Origin of the sequence: Endozoicomonas sp. ALD040, from assembly GCF_049275945.1 — a bacterium.
Lineage (GTDB): Bacteria > Pseudomonadota > Gammaproteobacteria > Pseudomonadales > Endozoicomonadaceae > Endozoicomonas_A.
Genome location: NZ_CP184829.1, coordinates 313465 through 335106 on the forward strand (window position 1 = coordinate 313465; position 21642 = coordinate 335106).

General features: G+C 50.3%; 1 protein-coding gene (only partly in view). It reads right to left on the reverse strand.

The window, feature by feature from the left end:
- Positions 1-21642 carry the 3' portion of an anthrax toxin-like adenylyl cyclase domain-containing protein gene (locus ACOJUN_RS01015; protein WP_422134827.1) on the reverse strand. The gene runs 8268 nt beyond the window's last position, so only the last 21642 of its 29910 coding nucleotides appear in the window; its start codon lies off the right edge, out of view — the gene reads right to left on this strand; it ends in the stop codon at positions 1-3.

Consider the following 21642-nt stretch of genomic DNA (forward strand, 5'->3'; position numbering starts at 1 on the left):
TCACCCGGCAAAGGAAGTCGAAACCAGCGGCACACTCCGGGTGGCAGTCGGTGAGATTGATGGAGAAACCGACGTTTGAAACTTATTTTCAAACTGGTTAATACTCTGAATAAGAATATTCAGGTCATCCTGTTGAATGCTGCCATCTCTATAACGAATACCGGTCAGGCGCGGCTGGTCAAAACTGTCTTTTCCTGATTTGGATTTCCCGGTGATATAAAACAGGTCTTCTACTTCCTTACCCTCATGTTTGAATTTGACTCCAACTTGAACAACGCCAAGACTTTCCGTTAAAGTGATGTCATTGATAGCTACATCGCCAAAATCCAACTCCAGATTGCCCTCTCCCAATACCTGTATAAGGTCTATGCCGCCCCATTGTTCGTATTGATAAACCATTGTCCCCCGGGACCGATGCCTTATATGGTCATCCCCAGCCCCCGATTCAACCCGCCCATTTAAGGCGGATGAGCCCAGCTCAAAGGTGTTATCAAGGTCATCTCCCTTTAATAAAACATCAGTCTTACTGTTCCATTTAAAATCCCTGATCTCTTTAAGAAGCACGTTCAAAGTCTGACCAGAGGTAACCTGTTGCGGATCAAGATCAAGATCGACCTTAACTGTCTGATTGTACTCGGTTGCCATTGCGGCCGCCGGGCCCTGGCATGGCGTGTAACAGTTAATGGCTTCTCCATAAGAAAAGGGTGTTAACTCGGTTATATTGTAATTTTTGCCCCCTTCGGTATCCCATACTAAACCTGTTACATTACAAGGCAAAAAGCATTCAGTCTGGTTGAGCAAAGAAGAAGAAACAGTCGGGATAGGAGAGGCACCAGTAGGCACCAGAGGCAAGCAAAGCGCAGAGCAGTTTCCCAATACCGACCATTGATCACCCAGAGGAACCTGCAGTTGCGGTGCCTGGTGATAATCAAGCAACTCGACAGAACTTTCATTGCACTGAAGTCCATTGTACGAAAACTGACGTTTATTACTGGTACTCGAATCCCTCCCACTGCCTGCAGGTGAGCCACTGGAAAAACATGGGAGGGATTCAAGCTCTTTGAACTCAGGCTCAGTGGAGTTGTTTGCCCTGGCAAGCAGATCTTCCCCCCCCGGTATCTTGGTTAATTCAGGCGCCTCCTCCTTAAGAACAGTCAATGAAGTATTAGGAAACACAAGGGGCTGAACACTTGGCTTTAATTGGGTAGGAGTCGGTGTTACCTGAGTAAACTGAGTATTTTTTGTGGGGGTAAGTCGATTTTCGACAGTAGCCGCAGGCTTTGCAGTTGCAGGTACCGGAGCGATGGTGGTCACTGAACCCGTAGCATTGGGGCTAACCTTTGGCTCCGTTAATTCAGCATCCTTCCGGAAGTTTTCCAAAGATTCCATACTTTGGTTCTCAACAAAGTCGGTATGATCCAGAGTTAAGCGCTGCTGACCCACGGTGACAGTCTTTGGCCCGCCCCCCTTGACCACCACACCCAGCTCAGGGGAATCGATTCGTTTTAACCGAGTCAACTTTCCGCTGGGTGTTTCTGCCAGCAAAGCTGCGGTTCTGGCGTTAACTCTGCCAGCCACCAAAACCACCGCGTCCAGCCAACCTCTGGCACTGTCCCCAATCTGCGTTCTGCTGCGTAAAGCCCTGGGCAAAGGAGCAAGCACTTCAGACTGGATAAGCTGGCCATTTTGATAAATCATCAAATCGTTCTGATTCTGGGACACCAGCAGGTGCGTTTTTTTGCCCGGTGGGAAAAAGTCATTGGCGTCAATCCTTCGTTCTTTCCCTTCAGACGACAATACCCTTATAACCAGATCCTTCCCCTGACTGACCAGCAGGGTCATTGCCCCCTTGTCGCTGTCCGTCAAGTCAGAAAAATCAAACAACTCAACCTCGGCAGATCCAGACACATCTCCAGACACATCTCCAGACACATCTCCAGACACACCAGGACTGACAAAACAGGACAGTGTCATCTGTCCCCCCGTCAGAATATTCTCAAACGTTGTTGCTGGCTCAAACTTTTGCACCATCAGGTCGGACAACTTGATGCCCGGATAGTTAAAATGGACGTTCTCAAGCCCGGTTCCATCTTCCTTGCAGGAGATAGTCACCGAGTTCCAACCGGTATCCAGCAGTCGCACAGTTCCGGTGTCACCAACGACAATGGTTTCAAGCCTGGCCCCGGTTTTAACCTGCACATCTCCCAAGGTAACCGTTAACTGTTTCACCTCCGGTGGTGGGATAAATTGGCCAGAACCGGATACCTGCCAGTGGATAGACTCGAATCCGGACACTGAGCCTTTTACCTGCCCATCCACAACAATGTGCTGTTGGTTAACAATAAACGACGTACCGACGGAGACTTTGGGGGCAAGCACCAGCGAATCATAGCCCTCACCGCCGCCGAGATAACCCCAGCGTAAATCCGTTACCGTGAACTGATCATCACCGCCCAGCCCAAAAAAGGCACCTGTCTCCCCTGATGAGTGCCACTTGTCAGCACCCGGAGTACCCAGACGTACTATACAATCTGACGAGGACGCAGCAATGTCAGTCAATGGGCAGAACCCAGCCGTTTTCTCAAACACATTACGGGCACTAAGCTGCAGCAAGTGCTCATCACTGATGTCCTTGTTTGACCCGGAAAGCAACACCTGTCCGTAGGCCCGGGCCAACCCGCGCCAATCCATGGCCGACAGGGAACATATTGCCTTTGTCCCTCTGGTGGGCTGAACGGTTGGGCAGCTTAATGTGACCAGCGGATCATTCTCATAATTATCCCAGACAACCGGCCACAACTGGCCCAGCGTCATTCCCAGGGGAAAATGGTTCCCGCCAAAGAACAGCAGCAACTGTCCCTGGCGTTCCAGCACCCTGACCTCCTCAAGTCTTGCCTTGTTGAGGATTTGTGAGGGTTGTGGAAAATCGCGGGTGAGCGACCAAATGTCTTCCAACCGCAAAACTCTATGATCCAGCTCAATGCGCTCAACCCGATCCGAATGGTTGCTATTAAAATAATTCTGATATCGTCTCCGATCCGAAACGCTGGTCAAAGAAGTCGTTTTCAGGCTTTCGCCATCCTTGAAAAGATAAATCATCAGGTCATCATTCTCTTTACGAAAGACAACCTGACTATCTTGATTAACGTTCACCACCAACAAATCGGCGCGCCCCGGCGCCTCGACAATCTCACTGTAACCATCGCCCTGCTGAAACAACCCTTTTTTGCTGTTTTTATCCGCAACAAAGACCTGTCGTCCATCCGGTTCAGGAATCATACCCGGCAAACGTTCAATAGACTGGAGCCAGTCACGAACCGTATCCTGACCATCAAGGTAGTACCTGGCACCCAACTCCAGATAGTCAGGATAATGAGTCAGAGCCACTTCAACTGAATCACACTCAGACGACAGCTTCACCAGGTTTCCGCTGGGGGATTTGGCCAGCTGACTAATGGCCTCATCAGCCATCGGATGATCGACCACCATCAGCCCGGCAACGGTCAAGGTTGCGTTACTGGGATTCTGAGTGCTCACCGCCAGCGCTTCCCGACCCAGAAAATTCACGGGCCTGATCATCCGTTTTGGCACATCAACCCTGACGCCTTCCAAAACGTTTTTCCCATCTTTATAAATGCCCACCAGGCCCTCACGATTCACCCGCAGCGCCAAATGCAGCCACTGGCCATCCTGAAAAAAATCAGATACCCGCCCATGAAAGCTGGTTTCAGCAGCAGCGTCGGAAAGGGTCAGTTCCAGATCATCACGGCCCGTTTTATCTACCCTGATGCCATGACGACCAACGTCATCAGCAAAATAAATAATGGGAAGCAAGGCCTGATCCAGACCAGAAACCCGCAACTGCAAGGACAGTGTCATGGCTCCACCCGTCAATAAGCCCGGTATTTCCAGCCATTGACTTCTTTCAGTTAACTTCCGTGCATTTTTGAAGCCTGCACTATTTTCACCAGAGAGGGGCCCGCCATGGCTGACCAGTTGCCCTGGCTCAACGGACTGCCAGGAAACGGACCTGAGCTGTTCTGGCGGAGATGGCAAAGAGAGCCCGAAGGTTTGTGATTGATCCGGATCAAAACTGACAAAAACCCTGGCCCCTTCACCCACAGCAAGCTGGTTATGGCCTGGCCCCGGGTAGACATCCGCTGTCGCATTGCGAACCAGGAAAGTATCGTGCCCCTCTTCACCGAAGAGCTTGTAGTGGCAGCCAGAAACTCCTTCCGTCTGGTTGGGTTTCCGGCAGCCCAGTGCCATCAGGTCATCATTGCCGATGCCTGCATGAAGCACCGGATCGTCAGCCTCTGCAATCAGGATGTTGTCCAGACGGGGATCCTTTATCAACCGGTCCTGATAAAAAAGCTTTAAATCTTGCTTGGTCAGGGGAGCCGCAGACGTTTTGTTGCCTTTTTCAGTATCCTCAATGCGCAGATAAGGAAAATGCTGATGGAGTGCTTCGACAAAATGCCCGGTGTCCAGGCTGCCATCAGGACGAACCCTTCTTGGCACAGCGTCCATGGTGATGTTTACCCAGTACTGTCCCTGGTCTTGAAAGGCCAGCTGACTGAAATTCCCATTAAGTACCAGCCCAATATTCTTAGAGGTGGCCCCTTTGCCTCTGAGCATCAGCATATTGCCATTATCCGGGTCAGCAATCTCTGACCCCCTGGCTTGCCAGTCGATGAGATAAAAATCCTTGCCTTTATCGCCCATCAACCGGTCAGGACCCTGATCCGCAATCATTTTATCATCGCCAGGGCCGCCATAATGAACATCGGAACCTGGCCCACCCACGGTGGTAGTGCCCAGGCTATCGTTACGAAGGCTGGCATGGAGTATGTCATCGCCTTTGCCACCGTTCAGGGTTGCTCCCTCTGATAGATCCACCAGGCGGTCATTGCCATCAGCCCCATTGGCTAAATGTTCGGCCAACGTCAGGAAAAGGACATCGTCACCCTGGCTGCCAAACAGGTTTTCAATGTCGTATAACTGATCTTTGATGCCTCGCGATCTGGGTAAAGTCGAACTCTCCTCATAACGAAAGACGACAAAGCCTGAACGACAGGTGACCGAAACATTGGCTGACCTGCCAAGGGTGTCGTCATTTGGACAAGGCAAGCCGGCCTGTTCGACATAGTCTGACCAATCCGGGTCAAACCAGTGGGTGCCATTAAACCCGCCCTGACCGTCTGACAGTGCCTGATAATCCTGTAAAATCATAATACCCGTGGTACCGGGGGGTAATTCCAGGGCCTGATAATCGACGGTATCCGTGCCATTGCCGCCAGAAACCAGGTGGGTTCCCTCAAACAGTAGAAAGCGATCGTTGCCTTCCCTGCCATGGACTTCCTGGTTGTCGCCTGCCCGGGGAGTGAAAACATTATCAAGTTCATCGCCGTAAAGAGTATCGCTACTCACACTGCCGGTGATCCGCTCAAATCCCGCGACATGAAATAGCTCCCCGGTTCCAACCCTGGCCTTGCCCGCTTCCAGATCTAACCAGACGCCCTGACGAGTTTCAAACACCAGGGTATCGATGCCGTTACCACCATTGAGGCTGGGTTTTACCGGCTCCTGCCCGGAATCCAGAACAATAACCAGATCATCGCCTCCGCCCATATCCACAGTATCGTCACCACCGCCCGTGGTATATTGCTCGTTATCGTCCGATCCGGAATAATGATCGCTATTGCCAGTACCAACAATATGGTCAATTCCGGTAAACTGATCTGAAAATGATTTGTCTGGAGATTGTCTGTTATTGGCTTTCCATGTATGAAGAACTCTTCCGCTGGCCATATCCACCGAAATAGCATCCAGCGTGTAGGGAATGAAGGGCCGACTTTTCAGCCAGGTCCGGGTCGTCACCTGATACAAAAGCGTGTCGTATCCGAGGCCGGCGGTGATGGTGTTATCTCCCATTCCTGTAGAGAACTGGTTATCTCCGCCCATATCAATTAAACGATTATTACCGCTGCCCCCGATAATTCTATTATTTTCATCGGGGTTTCCGGTAATCCTGTCATCACCGTCCTGAGCGACCAGGGTCGTTACATCTTGCACCTGCAAGCGCCCATCTTTTTTGTAGGTTAAATCGATGGTCACTGATGGCGAATCAATCGTTGAGAATTCGACCGACCATTGAGTAGGCTGGCATTTTTCCTTATACGTTGTCGTTACCTGCTCTGTTATTTTTCCATCTTTAGTGATCACTTTTGTTTTGTATTCAGGTGCCCACTTCAGATCAACATCAACGACGGCACTAGAAATAAACGACTCCAAACTTGAGTCCATTGATACACCCTGAACAATGCTTCCCCAGCTTATCGTTGCCTCTCCTTTTATGAAGTCACCCAGTGCTACTTTTTTTACTATCTGCTTCCCAGCTGAATCAAATGACAACTGAAAGCCGCTGTCCTTGGAAAACTTGTCTTCACGCTTTATTCTTGTCTCGCCTTTGACGGCATCGTAGACACCTGAAACTTTTAGCTTTAATACATTATTCGCAAGATCCACCACCAGGCGGACAGGTGCAAAATCCAAGCACTGGAATTTCGTCAGGGGCAACGATGTCGGTTTAACAAAATGTTCAAGTAAAATAGATTCTAAGAATGACAACACTGGAGACTTCGTTGTTGGCTGTGTGCTCGGAACAACGACAGAAGTCGGCAGCCGTTTGAATTTCAACGTAACAATGGGCCGCAGAGTACTGATTAGCTGATCCCTGCCTCCTCCGCCCTGAATCAGATGCTGGGTGTGAGTGGTATCCGAAAAATAAATTTCATCATTGCCTTTGCCACCCTCGACAGTATGATGCCCAGCCTTCAGGAAAACCTTATTACTCCCTTCATGCAACCGCATTGTCGTGGTTCCACCATCAGCCAGTACGGTGTCATCACCCCCGTAGGTATACACTATGTTATCGCCAGCCCGGGGAATAAAGGTAGTGCTTTCATCATTCCCCTTCATGATATCGTCGTGATTTGATCCCTCAAAGATTTCGACATTGACATACACATCACCATACGACAATTGACTTTTATCTCTGGTGAGGTCGATGGTCACGCGCTGTTTACTTTGTGCATATGAGACCCTGTCAACACCTGGGCCGCCGTCGACGTATTTCCGGCTTTTCTCTGAGGCCTTAATAGATATGGTATCCCGCCCGGCTCCGCCATAGACTTCATCAAACTCACTCCCGGTGACAATCTGGTCATCGCCAGATGATCCCTTGAAGAAATTACGGCCACTCTTACCTACCATCAGATTGTTCTGGTCATCTCCGATTATTTTGGTGCTGTAAGCACTGCCAACTACGTTTTCAATATTTTTGACCTCCCCCTGGGTTCCGATAAAATCCATAAGACCCGCGTAAAATCGAACCACCGGGTTATTAAGGTGAGTGTAACGCCTGCTATTACTCTTATCGTAAAAGGATTTAAGGTTGGCATATTCAAGCAACTGTGTATGATTAAACTCAATCAGGCGATCCTCTTTATCACTCAAAAAGTACATAGTGATTGAACGATCCTTCTTCTCCTCCTTGAGCCCCTTGGTATGTATATACAGAGCTCCCTCGTACACTTGGTTTTCTTTAATATAATCAATGCCCGCCACTCCATAAAAAACACAGCAATTTTCAAGAGTTTTATATGCTGAACTGTCTGCACAACGGGTCTTTTGATGAAGCAACTGACAACCGCCACCGGGCATTTTTTTTTCATTTACAACCCCATAAATTCGTCCTTTTGCATCAGCCTTCAGGCTGTTGTAAGAATGATGACGATGCTTATCCACATTCAGGGCAAAGATGTCTTTTTTAGACTGGGACTTATAAAGCTTTTTGTGCTCTTTAGCTTCCCAGTGCTTAACTTCCTCTCTGCGAAGAAGGGCGATAACAACATCACCCACTTTATAAACTTCTTTTGCAGGGAGTTCTTTGAAAGGTTGAATATCAGTACCAATTTCACTGAACGGCACCACATCCTCATCATCAGGGCAACCTGAACGACTTCGGGATATGTCAGTTTTACCTTTGCAGTTTTTCAGACTGGAATAACTATGAACCAGGAAGGTCGTGGGGTCACCCGCATAATTGATAAAGTTAATACCTGAATCGTGAACCCGCAGGCTATCTTTACCTTTCTTCTGCAAACCATACAGGTCCTTCAAGATACCGAAGTCATTGCCCTCCTGCTTTTTCCGCTCTAACAGTTCAACCAACCGGTTGGTGAACGTTTGTTTTGAGAGATCTACCTCAAACAGATAGGGGAAACCATCCTGCCCCGTTTTCAGCGCTTCCTGATTAAACTTGGCAACCACACCAGAAGAACTAAAGGTCGCTTTTTCATAGCAGAAGACGCAGTGATATTGGAGCTTTGAGAAATCATCAATCTTCCGTACCCCCAAATCAGTTTTCAGGCACTGTACCTGGTACATGCCCTTAAAATGGGTCTCAAACACAGGGCTGGGCAAGACCAGAGTGTCCTTACCGGCCTCACCGTCAATAACAGCAAACCCGGTACCGGGGCTTATTTCATCGTTACCTTTCCCTCCCTCCTGAACTACTTTACCGAGAGTATGCACGAGCCTGTCATCACCGGCACCCCCACTCTGAAACACTCCCCCCACCAGCAGGTCATTACCAGCGCCACCGAAGGCTTTCCCCTGGTGCATCTCGAGGAAAATCTTATCTTCGCCCCCCAGTCCATGAACTTCTTTATTGCCTTTTGCCACCACATAGTCGTCTTTATCCGTGGTGCGCGCCAACAGCTTTTTGGACAGTGCATCCATATCCCAGATTTTGATGCCTTTTTCACCGCTGCTCTCTAGATCCCTGACGACCTGGTGTCGTAAAGTTCGCAAATCCACTTCATAGGTTTTAAAGCGATCTTTAAGATGCTGATCTGCCGTTTCCCTCCAGGCAAATCGGCTATAGCCTTCCTCTGCTGCGTCCCCGGCCAACTTATCGATAAAGTCTGTAAACGCCTTACTCGTCATCAGGGCATCAAAGTCCTGACGGGCATTGGTGGGCGGGATAAAAAGACCGATGATGGTCTGAACCAGTCCAAGCAGGGTGGAAATGATATCCAGTAAAAAACCAACCGGTGCCAGAATCACCGAGGCTTCCATAACAGTACTGACCGCATCCAAAGCAAGACCAATGCAGTCCAGTGCAGCATTCACTGCATAAAATGCCACCTGGGCACTATTGCCTGCCTCACTGGCATCCTTCGCAGCCATGACACTGGAAGCCAGGGCGGCCGCACCTGCCGCCACGGCAACAAAGCCTCCCACCATGGGAACAAATCTGGCCAACCGGGATGTGGTTTTCGCCGATAATTTGATGGCGCTTTTCCCTACCAGCCTTGGCGCATTTTCAATGGCCGCACCGGCAAGACCCAGCCCTTCATCGGCAAAGCCGGCAGCTTTGGACAGTGCCGAGTGCGCTGTTCTGGACAAAGCGTAAATGCTGCCAGTGTATCCCAGTGCCACCCCGGCAATCCCCGTGGCATAGGTTTCTGGTGACAGATAGTCCCGATATTTATTCAAGTTGTACAGCGACACCGAGCTTTGGGCCAGGCCGGTTATCCCCATACCCACACCGAACGCCATCTGACCCTTGCCAAACCAGGGCTTGGCGGACAGTTTTGCCTGAACGTTCTGAAATTTTTTCAGGGTCAGGGATTGGTCAACCTTGTGTTTCCTGAGCCAGCGGTCAATCATGTTTTCCCGCAAAGCTCCAGCCTGTTTCAGGGCATCACTGCTTTCATGGCTGCCTTTTTGATCCACCATGGACTCAACAATGGCCTTGAATTCGTCGCTTCCCCTGATAGCCTCCCTCAAGTCGCTGATGTCTTCCGCAAAAACTTCCTTGCTGGCAAAACCTTCCTTGCTGTATATCTCCAGAACACTGTCTATAGCCGCGTCCACAGAACTGGCTTTACCCGTCGACAACAACTCCACCAGCTTCGTCATCACCTTCTGCTGGAGTTTGCTATCATCCGCAGGGCTGACTCCCGAAACGGCAGCAAATCTCTGGTTGGCAAAGAGATTAATGGTTTTCAGCAGCTCTGCCGCCTTACCCTCAGTACCCGATGCCATCAGTTGCTGTTTTAGCGCCTCCAACTCCCTGCTGGTCAGGGCTTTATCCAGCTCATCATCCACCTGATCGAGGGTTTGGATGGCAGAGCGACCACAGCTCTCACCCGTAGCCCTGCGACAAATAACCTTGGGTATATCCGGCTCCGGCTTGGGCAGGTTCAGTGTTCTGCTAAAAGCATTAAGCCGTTTGCGAAAAGGCTCCTGGCCGATATTCCAGTGGCTCTCATCGCCGGACATGGTTTGCAGTAATTTAACGCTGTTTGAAATTCTCTGTTTCAGTAATTCAACGCTGTTCGAAATTTTCTGTTTCAGTAACCGCGCACTGTCTGCACTGTCACCACTGCCAAATGCGTCCAATTCTCTTACTAACCCGGCGGCTGTTTCCAGACGATCCAGTTTGGCCGCCACGTCCAGGCGGGCTGGCATTACCCTGACCCTGCCCGGATCGTTGATCGCGAGACCTTCAGGATTATTTCGAACCCCGAGAGCTACCAGGTCGCTGCCGGTGTGTTCTCCGCCAATCGCCCTGTCCAGCACCTTAAACAGCGTTAAGGCTCCTACTGCCACCAGCCCCTGCGTCTTTGTGGTGCCAATAACCATCCGGTTTTGCCGGGTATCCACCCAGGAGGCATCCAGAGTCAGCGTCGGATTTAACTCCACTGCAACCCGGGTGCCCCGCAAATCCAGTGACAAAGTCACTACATCAGTCAACCTGCTTAAAGCGTCCACCCGCCGACACTGAACGTCTTCAAGGCGTTCATCTGCTGCCAACTGTCCGGCAATATCACTGAGCTCAAGTTTCAGCAGCTCACCAGCAAGTTCGGAACGAGCCTGCCATTGGCTGCGATCAGCAACAATGTCTGTTTTTTGCTCATCACTGACCCGATCAATCAATGCCTGCCCAAGTCGGTTCCGATCAATGGGACCAAGCTCACCGACTCTTCTGGCAATGTCTTCAGACAGGGACTGCGGGGGTTCGGTAACATCGCTGAAAACCGTTTCCAGATTCTTAATAAAGGCCAGAGTTTCTGAAACTGAGCCACCAATGCCCGACTGCCGGGTTAATTGCAATATCCCATCCACTTCCCCTGACTCAAGGTTTTGCCAGGCGGCCACTCGCTCAATATCGACACTCACCATGCCAAACACCTGGTCACCACTTTTTACCAGTGGCTGGCGTTGCTCCTCGTTAATGGCTACCGGGTCAATGACAGGGTCGCTGGTTCGCGGGCTCAGCGACATGGGCTCAACAGGTAACTGGAACGCCTCTCCTTTTGACACCCTGAGGGACAGAGTTTCCGCAAAAACGCTGTACACGGTTTTATCAAACAGATGACCCTTTAGAACATTTTTATCAATATTGGCAAAATCAGTAATGCGACGCGCAGCCGCCTTAATAGTGGCGGTGAAAGAGTCAAGCCGGTTTTTATTCACTGCCTCGTTCAGTTCTTTTGCCGCATTTTGCGGTAACTCACCGGCTACTGCGTCACTGACACCCGTCAGGGGCAAGAACCCTGCAGAAACATCAGGCGTCATCTGTCTGGCAATTTTCGTAATGCTTTGAAAAAGGAAGTTGGTAAACAGGGACTTAATATGAGACCGGTATTGGCTATCAACAGTCGTGTATTTCAGCACCAGCTTCTCTGCTTCTGAACGACACTTGGCAAGAAACCGTTGCTCACTTTCACTGGACATCAGGCGATCCAGGCCGGACAGCGGGCTTCCCCAGGTCTGTAAGTTGACGAACTCCCGCTGCTTGCCCGGTGAGCCATCAGGGGACGTTGGTTCAACATTGACAAAATCAGATACGGAAGTCTTAATTTTTTCAATCAGCTCATTGTTCACCACTTTGAAAGGCGGCAGTTCGCCTGAAGCCCGTTCCGCCAGTACTTGATTAACACGCTCAAGGTTTTGAACCAGGTAGCGACCGTTCGCCTGGTCATCACGCAGCGCTTCGGTTAACACCCGGCTGATTGTTTCCTCATCCAGACCAGAAACGGCCTTAAACGACTCAGGATCACTGATTTCCAACCGCAGGGAGTCCACAGCATCCATCACCAGCCGCACATAAGGCTTGCCACTCTTTCCCGGAGGCATTTCAGCAACAACAACCTGTCGTTTGAATTGGTCATAAGCCCCCTGTTCATTAATGGTCAGGCGCAGTCCCTGGGCTACCTCAATGGATCGAACGACGAGTTGCTCATCTCCCTTAGCGATGGCGTCCGAGATTTTTTGCTCAACGACGGGCAATCCCAGACTCTCCCTGATGCGGTTTTCATACTCAAGCTCCCCACCGGCAGGCAACACCTCCGGAAAAATACTGGCCAGTCTGGGAAACAGCTGGGTGCTATCACTGATTTCAGCTCCGGGCCTGATGGTTGACGGGTCTATTTTTATTGTCACAAACCCGTTTTGTCCCTGGTAACGCTCAAGGCGTAGATTCTGGTCGCTGGTGCTGTCCAGCGTCATCAGAACCCTGGCCTGATCGGGAATAACGCGGGAAACTTTACCTCCGGCTGCCTGGGAAATCTGCGGGAGGTCACTCAAAGAAACAGGCCGGGCCAGATCAGTGACCAGTGGGGTTAAGCGTTTTTTTAATGCCTTTCCTTCATCGGTACTTTTGAAAAAAAGCGCCAGCGAATGACGCATTTTTTTTAATACCCGAAGGCCATCAGCTTCCTGGTCAGCCGATCCTGGGGGAAGGTGAAAGAGAATGAACCTCAGTTCCGGATCAGAAGCAGTGAATAACCGGCCTGCCTCCGGCTCCCCTGTTGAGGGATTCAGTTTGCTGTCTATTGCTACAGCGTCCTGAATGTGACTGACGGTGGTTGTCTCACCGAAAGGCACGATCCGCACATTCTTTGGCACACTACTTACATCCGGTTGCTCGCCATCACTTTTAGCATTTTGTAGAAGAACCCCGTACTGACCACTGTCTTTCATCCTGACCAGCCAGAAACGCTGGTTCTCTCCCGAATTGACGACTTCCGTTGTCTTTATATTTTGGAGGTTTTGCAATAAGGGGCTGAGCTGAGACCGTACCAAGGCGGCTTTATCAAGGTTCAAAACCAGGCGGTCAGTGCCTGAATCAGCATCCGTCCTGACCAGCCTGAACTCAGCATTGGCATTGTCAATCAGCAGCTTAAACCCTAGCCGCTCGTAAGCGGCGGGTTCACTCCTGAAAACAGGCTGTATCTGTTTACCGTCATAATGACTGATGGCGAATTCAAGAGGTTGCCTGCCGCTGTATTCAAACTCGGAAGGATCGAGAACCAGCACTGACTGGCCGGACGATGGAAATTCAACCCGCGCCAGGCCATCATTTCCTCTGACCTGCCTTAGCACTGAGTTCAATGCGCCTGTCATGGCTATAAGCGTTTTTTCCTGGCCTGAAACCCCGTAGTCTTTCATTCGGGTCAGATGCTCAGGACCTATGGCTTTTAACAAGGCGTCTACTTTTTCCCGGTCGCCATTAACCGGGTGATTCAGGGCTTCATAAGTACTGGTAACCGCAAAAATAAAGCGGGCACGCTCCTGTTCCGGCATCTCACCAAAGTATTGAAAGGCCTGGGCAAACACCTGCCTGAGCTCTGCTGACGGTAAACGGTTAAAGACATCCCTGAAATCAGCAACCGTGCCGGGGCGAATTTGCCAGTCGTGTTCCTGACCGACCAGCATCTTGTGATAAAGGCTGTCTGCCGTTGACCTCAATACCGGCAACGGGTCATAAAGAGCGGTTAAGCCAACGGTATCGCCGAGCTTATCCAGAAATCGGTTATTTTGATTCCAGATAGTATTAACCAGAACTCTTCTGGGGTCAGTGGTGGCTTGTTCTGACGGTTGCCCGTCAGTGTAACTGGCGGCCAGGGCTAGCGGGTAAAGGGTTTTAACGAGGCCAGGAAGGTTCTCTCCCTGGGCTCGGAGGGTTCCCAACTGCACTCGCACTGGCCGGGCCGGGTCATCCCGGTCATACATAAGTACCCTGCTCTCAACCGGCGACCACTCTGGCATCAATTCAATGCGGATACCCCTGCCAACATTCAAACCAAGGTTTTCCCCGGCTTTTATGCCCAATGCCTCCAGTTTTTCCGCTATCCCCCTTTCTGAAAACTGGCGGACAATCTCGTCAATATCCAACTGCAACTGATGCTTGATCAGGCTTCCAGATAACAGTGCCTGCCTGTAACGGTTTTTATCAATCACCAGAATCGTTTTGGGCAGGAGAGCTTCCCTTGTTATTTTGATCTCATTAAGGTCAGGGCCATCATAGGTTACCCGGTAGTTGCTCTTGTCCCTGTCATAGGCAAGGTCGTCCCTTACACCCACCGTCAGGGTTTTCAGACCGTTCTGATCTTTCCGCTCAAAATCCCTCATGGACCTCTGGGCATCAAATTCCAGCCCGATGATCTTCCCGTCAGCAGTATCAAACCCGGCAGGAGGCGTTTTAGAAAGCGCGTGGAGTTGCGCCAGCCTGATAACCTGTTCACCGGTATCTTGCTGACCATAAAGCAGATCGGAGTGTAACTCACGGGCCCGGCGCTTGATCAGCTCAGCCAGCAAATCTTGCCTGCTGGCATCACCGATAAAGCCAGGGTCTTGTTTCCGGCTCAGGTCAATGAAAATGTCTTCCACTTGCTGGATGCGCTCATCCGTCAGGCCGACAACTTTGTCCCGCAGAATTTCATGAAAAAAATCGGCCTGATTAATCCCGTTGTAATTCACCGCTGTGTCCGCCAGGCCTAAAATAAAGTCCCGGGTTGCCTCGGGCTTAGTACCCAGGGCATCGGGATTCATCATCAGTGCCAGCCAGCCGGCCATGCCGGAACTTTCCGGTGATTGCCGGATCAGTGAGAGTATCTGCGATTGAGTATGCCTGATTTCTATTTTAACGTGATGTTGACCATCAGCCGTCTTCACAATCGGTAGTCTGGAGCCTGGGTTAAGCGTTCCGATATTGATCAGCTCACTTGTGCCTTTCCCGATAGGAAAAACACGGCGGCTACTTAAAATATCCGAAGAGGGAATCGGAACCCGAAAAGCGCCATATTTCTTTCTTATCACAATGGCTTCCAAAACGCTTTCGAGCCGCTCCTGTAGCATGGTTTTTTTCAGATCTGGAAAGGTTATTTCCTCGGAAAATCCCGACACAATATCCTGATGTATCTTATCCGTCAGGTTTTCAATAGTCTCCCGGGAAAAATAACGATCCAGTGTGTCGACTTCCTTTTTACTTAGAATGGAGGTAATTGCCTCGACTTCCCCAAACCTGAACAGCAAATTCACTCTCGTTTTTTTTGTTTCCTTAGGATCAGGCGCTCCATGGACGATACGTCCTTCGAAGAACAAATGGACAAGGAAAGACCTTATATTCTCGGTGACCTGACCCGTATCAATGCGTTTTGCGTATTCATGAGCCAGGACCTGGGCATTCAGGAAATCGGGGAGCACTGATTTTAGGCCGTCTGGATAAATAAGATCGGCCATCATGGTAAACGGGTCACCAATGGCTCGATAATTGGCATTTAATGTTCCCTGGTCTCTGACAGTCCACTGTTCCCGTTGTTCGTTACGAGTGAACCTTATGTTTTCAAGTGGGGTATCGCCAGAAAAATAAGGATTAGGACGAAGCTTGTAATCTGCGGCCTCATCACCTAATGACTCCAGGCTTTTATTAAACCGGTCAACAAATCCCTGCACCGACTCCGCTCCGTCCTGGGGAATCGCCTTGAAGCTTTTTTTCAGCTTTGCCATAACCCGGTAGTAGGTTTTCTCATTATACTGATCAAGGGTCAGAGGCGCGGTGACGACCTCAATGATCGCTCCACCAAGATGGGTATCCGTTGAAATATTGAGAAGAGGGTAGCCCCAAGAACCTAATTTCGAATAGGCGAGGCTCCTTCGTTTGTCTGCGTCCAGGAGGGAACCATCTTGTTCATTAAGGACGTGTATATTGAGATACTCTCGCTCAAAGCCAATCCGGTTGGGTTGGTTATCCCTGGCAACAGGAGCAATAACGGCCTTGGCTTTTAGTTCTCCATACACCTGCGCGAAAGATTTAGGAATATCGTCAAAATAAAGGTAATAATTCCGGAGTATTTCGTTTCTGATATCAATGGGGCTCAGGTTTTCACGGCTATTGAGTACCTCTTTGGCAACTTCTTCCAGGCCTCTGCTGCCTATACCTTTACCGGCGACAGGGGCAGTCGCGGCCATTATTTCCATAGCGACTTTGGGGAAGTTGTAGCTATAGTTCAATTGACCAAATGCTTTACCCAGCGTTGGGTCGACCAGCAAGCGGGTAATTGAACCAGATACGCCCGGCTTGTTGCCTTGTCCAGCCTTAGGGTCGAAGGGTAATACTCGTCTTTTCCTTTCCCCGGACTGCAACTTGGCAAGGCTTTCCGGAGTCTCAAGAACCAGTATTAACTTGAGTTCTTCTGGAAAACGTATCTCAGGCAGACCGGGATCCAGGTCACTTAACTTTTCAGGATGAGCCAGCCTCCCTGTCAAGTTTTGAAGGTATTGATTGAAACGTTTGCCGATCTCATTATTGCTTAAATAATAAATCAGCTTGTCTGTGAACCGGTCAACAAAATCATCATACTTATCACTGTCTGTAAATTCAGGTGAATTGGCCAGTATGCCAATCGTGCCGCCACTTTCCTCAATGACAGCCAGGTAAGATATTTTTTCTGAATCACTTCTTGAATCAAAATCACTGGCGGCTTCAGCTGCTTTTAAAAGAGCATCGGGGGTTTGCCCGGAATCGAACAGGACAACATCGCTGGCGTCTCCAGTATTAATCCTGACACCAAATGAATGGAGCCCGTCGGGCTGTTTTAAGTAAACCCATCGGTCATCCTGTTTTAGCGCAACGGATGTCCTGTCATTGCCATCAATAGTAAAAATCTTATTACCGGTTAGCTCGATTTGATCAGGAAGCCGATCAAATCGTTCATAATTTGCCAGGATAAAATTCTGGATCGCTGATATTTTTTTCGGATCATTCGGATCATCCACCTTAATTATTTTTCTCGCTCCCCCATCATCTGCCCAGGAGCTGACCCTGAACCCGTCAGCCTCTTTTACGACAATGATATTCAGCTCTGAGCGCAGCAGATAGAAGGGTATTTTTTTCCGCAATACCCGTTCAACCAGATCGGTCTTAACCGGCACATCGACAAATTCATTGTCTTTATAAACCCGTCCAGAGGGCAGTCTGCTTTTTAACTCAGCATTCAGGCTGCCATAACGAGCCTTCATGGTGATACCGTCGATCAAACCCTGTCCCAGCGGCTGGCCGGTTGATGGCGGCGTTAGGTCAGTCATTACCCGAATATCGGTAACCCTTTCCTCCTTTTGCAAGTCCCTCAAAACCGGCAGCACACCATTCCAGAAATAATTGTCGTACCTCAGCCCACCCTCTGCAAAAACATAAACTCTACCTTGAACACCCGCAGCATAAAAAGAGCTCGTAATGGCAGTATTTCTGTTAAATAACTTATAAAGCATATCTTTAGTTTTTTCTGGGTACGCCCCCCTGCTTAATTTCCAAAATTCGGAACCCATTGAATGTAGCCAGGCCAAACCATTCAAATCCAAATCAATAACGACTTTCTGATTTGTGTGCCTTTCGACCATTTTTTTATAATCAGGCAAATGATCGCGGCGTTTTCCATACCAAAATGCTGCGTTGCTTTGGTCGCCTGCATCGAAACGTAATCCCAAACGTTCCATATCGGAAATCAATACCCCTCTTTTTGGCAAACTGCCTTCCAGCAAGGAGTCCACAAACAGTGATGCCAACCTGTTAGCCTCAGCCTCGTTTGCTAAAGCGGGAGGGAGCATAAAATTATCCAGAATTTTTGCAGAAATCGAGCCGATCAGCGTTTCCCTTATATTGGCCGTAATCGCTTTTTTAATCGCCTGTTGATCGTACCCCGGCAAAACGGCTGGAAGAGACTCGCCATTATCTGCCTGCACACGTCGCTGAACGTCTTCAATGAATTTCAGTTTTTCCATGACCCAAGGAGAAATATCTGCGGATTCCGGGGTATCAGGAAGGAGGCGGTCAGGCCTTTCACTTCGAACCAGGTCAACACTCTGGCCGGAAACGGTCTCCAGTTTCAGTATCGGGTCAGCATCCGCCAGCTGGATGGCTTTTGCGTATTCCTTTTCCCATTGAAATATCAGGCCTGTTTCTTTCTCTACCAGAATATCCTTAATCTCAACAGAGCCGACCGGTATCGAGATGGGACGCCCTAAGCCGCCATCGCGCTTTTTCTGTTCTATCTGGCGATGAGTAGCAACCACCGAGTCCGCACCGACTACCCGGCGTCCCTTGATGAGTGAGTCACTCTCATTGATGATCTGGTAAATTTCACCGTTGAAAGCCCCATAGCGGTAAAGCTGGAACCGGGCAGATTCATCCTTTCCAACCATGTCCGGCGATACATCAATAACCCGCCGTTCTATCGGTTGGTCAGAGAGCAGAACCCGCATTGAACAGGAAGCTCCCACCACTCTTTTGCAGGTTTTGGAAAGGATGATGCCAACAGAATCTTTACCATCGTCTGCACGGATGATTTTCGTGCCGGAACGCTGGTAGTCCTCACCGTTGACTAGAAAAAAATCCTTCCTCGAATCACTGCGAACAATCGCCCGGGATCGTGTTCTGACCACAGGCTCAAAGTCTGTTTCCGAGGGGTCAAGGATGGTATGGGGATTTCCTGACTTGTCAGCGACAAGGTCTCCCAGACCGTCCGCTTTTACCAGGTCCCCTTTGCGCTCGCCCTTCGCTGCCAACTCAGCCATTTTAGCCATACGTTGCCGGGCAGGCTGATCCAGCTGAGTCTTGGACAGTTCCTGCCAGAGTTCCTTACCGAGAGCGACACTGAAATTCTGCTTATCCCAGGCGGCCGTCCCATCGTAGTGAACCAGCAAAAACCTGGCCCACTCAGTGATGGCGCTGTCCCCGGGATGTTGTCTGATGTATTCAAGAATCTGACCGACTGCTTTACTGGCACTGGTAGAGGGATATTCTCGCAAAAGCCAGTTCAGGGCAGCCTTAAAGCCGGTATTGTCACCATTGAGCATTTTCAGGTCATGGGGTGCTTCAGCCACCAGGGTTTGGTATAAGCGGTTATCCTGTTCATCGGGCAAGGCCGTTGGCTTCAAATCACTGAATAAGCCAATCCGTGACCCCAGCTCATCAAAATCGCGCGGTTCCTCACCCCAAACCTCCTGAATCAGGCTCTGAGGTCCCTCATAGGAAGGCTTCCGCTCAGGCGGGGTTCTATTCTCAGGTCTGGGGTTTTCAGTAGAGGAGCGAACGAATAAACCAATTTGGTCCTTGTAACGAGCCATCAATCGGTTGATGTCTTCATGCTCCACATTGGCAGCCTCACCAACCACTCGAAAACCATCCTGTTGCAATTGTTTTCTGAGTTTTTCAGCGTGTGTACCCAGATTTTCGTTATCTGAAAACAACATCAATGGCAGCTTGGTGGACACCTTGCGCAGGTTTTCTCTGATATTAAACCGTTTTGCCAGCCTGTTGATCATACGGCCAGAACCGGGAACAACACCCAGGCCATGAGCCACGACAGCCGCCCCAAGACTGGCCATGGGACGATCAAGAATAAACCCCGCTGGCAACTGTTGCCGGACCGCAGCCGTCCTGGCCAGATGCGCTCCGACAGCCGCTCCCATGGAATAGCCGTGAATCACAATACGACTGGGGTCTATATTTCGATCCTTAATCAGGTACGACAGCATGGTCCAGGCATCGTCCGTCAGCCCTTTCATACTGGGGGAGCCATCACTCTTGCCAAACCCCCGTCCGTTGACCGCCAGAAGATCCATACCCTGATTACGGTAATGCATCCAGGTGGTTTTGACCTGGGTTTCACAGGATAAATGAGTTCCATGGAGAAACAGCACGACCTTTTTATCCGCTGCCGGGCCACCATTGCCATGATGAAAATACCCCTTAAGCCTGCCACCGGTCCCGTCCAGTGTGATCTTTTCCGAGTTGCCTTTTCTAACGGCTTCTTCAAGAAGTAATTTCGTGGACAGATCAATGTCACGACGGTCATCCGTTGAACCATAAATCTGATCGTTCAGGACTCTGCCAATCGGGCTGGCCGGTGGTTGATCTACCGGAGGAATTTGATCATTGGTCAACACCACCGACTGATAATCAGACGACAGTTTAGATTTTTCCCCCACAGAATGAATGGCCTTCATGGGGTCGCCCTGACTCTGGAAAGGTAGCGTCGCGAGTTTTGAACTATGAGTGGCGGCCAACCCGAACAAGCGGCTGACGGTGCTGCCAAATACCTTTTTTTCAGTTAACTGCTTTCTGTCTGCCATCCCCAGTCGCACGATCACCGGAGGCTCCCCTGGGCGGTCAGCAGCCGGGGCAATAATCTGGCTTTGCTCCAGCTTCAGATCCGGGCGCAGAACGATCTCAATGTTCCGACCAGTGGTTAAGTCAATCCTGTGCTCATGGGCCAGATACTGGGCCAGGCGACGTTTTCCACCCAGCTCCCCGGGACCATTCAATTTAATCAGGGCGCTGATATCGTCCTGTAACGAACCGGACCACCCCGGGGAAATAGCCTTTTCTTTATAAATACCCGAATCCCAGGTAATCCGCGTTTTCGGGAATACCATGGCATCGTCAGCACTGCCCGTAACAAGGACGCTGGAGGGGGTGCCCTGTGATGGCTCAATGAGGTAGCCACCTCCGGGCTTGATGCCAAACCGGTCAAGGGCCCCGATTCCCAGCGTGTCAGGCTGGCCTGGTGCCCCCCGCGCAAAGTCAATGGTACCCAGTGGCAGGTCTGTGCGCAGAACAACCCTGTTGACGGTTAAGTTATCCTGTGACTTAACCGTCAGGCTCCGCGAACCAGACAGCTCCATCAGGCGGGCTAAGGGTTCCAGCGATTCCCTGGTCACCCTGTTGCCAGCCCGTTGCCCGACAACAAACTTGGCAAGGGGTTTTACCATTCTGTGAGCCAGCTTTTTCATCCCCGGACGATTATTCACCCCGTCCTGGTCAGCGCTGACCACTCTCAGCAGTTCTCTGCCCAGGCTTTCCAGGCTCTCCTGGTCAAGCCCTGAAATCACATTGCTCAGCTCAACACTAAAACTTTCTTTTGATTCCGCAAGCTGCTTATAGGTTCGGTCAACCTGCTCAAGAAACAGCCGGTTCTGATCCGGCCCACTTCCCGGTTTGATACCCTCCTTCAGGGCAGAAAGTTGTGGCAGTAAGTCGTCAGGCAAAATCCCGGTGCCAGAGCGTTGATTTAACGGACTGCCCTCACCCCAAAACTGCATCAATATATTGGCGGACGAAGCGGTAGCCCCAATGACTGGCTGCCGCGATGTCTGGGGCATCATTCTGTGAAGCACCAGTTCCGCGCTTCCCGGCGTCACCGGCTGCCAGGGGCTACCGGTATGGGTAACGGCCAGCTGAAAGGCAGGGAGCACCTTTCCATCCCGGTACCTGAGACTGAGGGC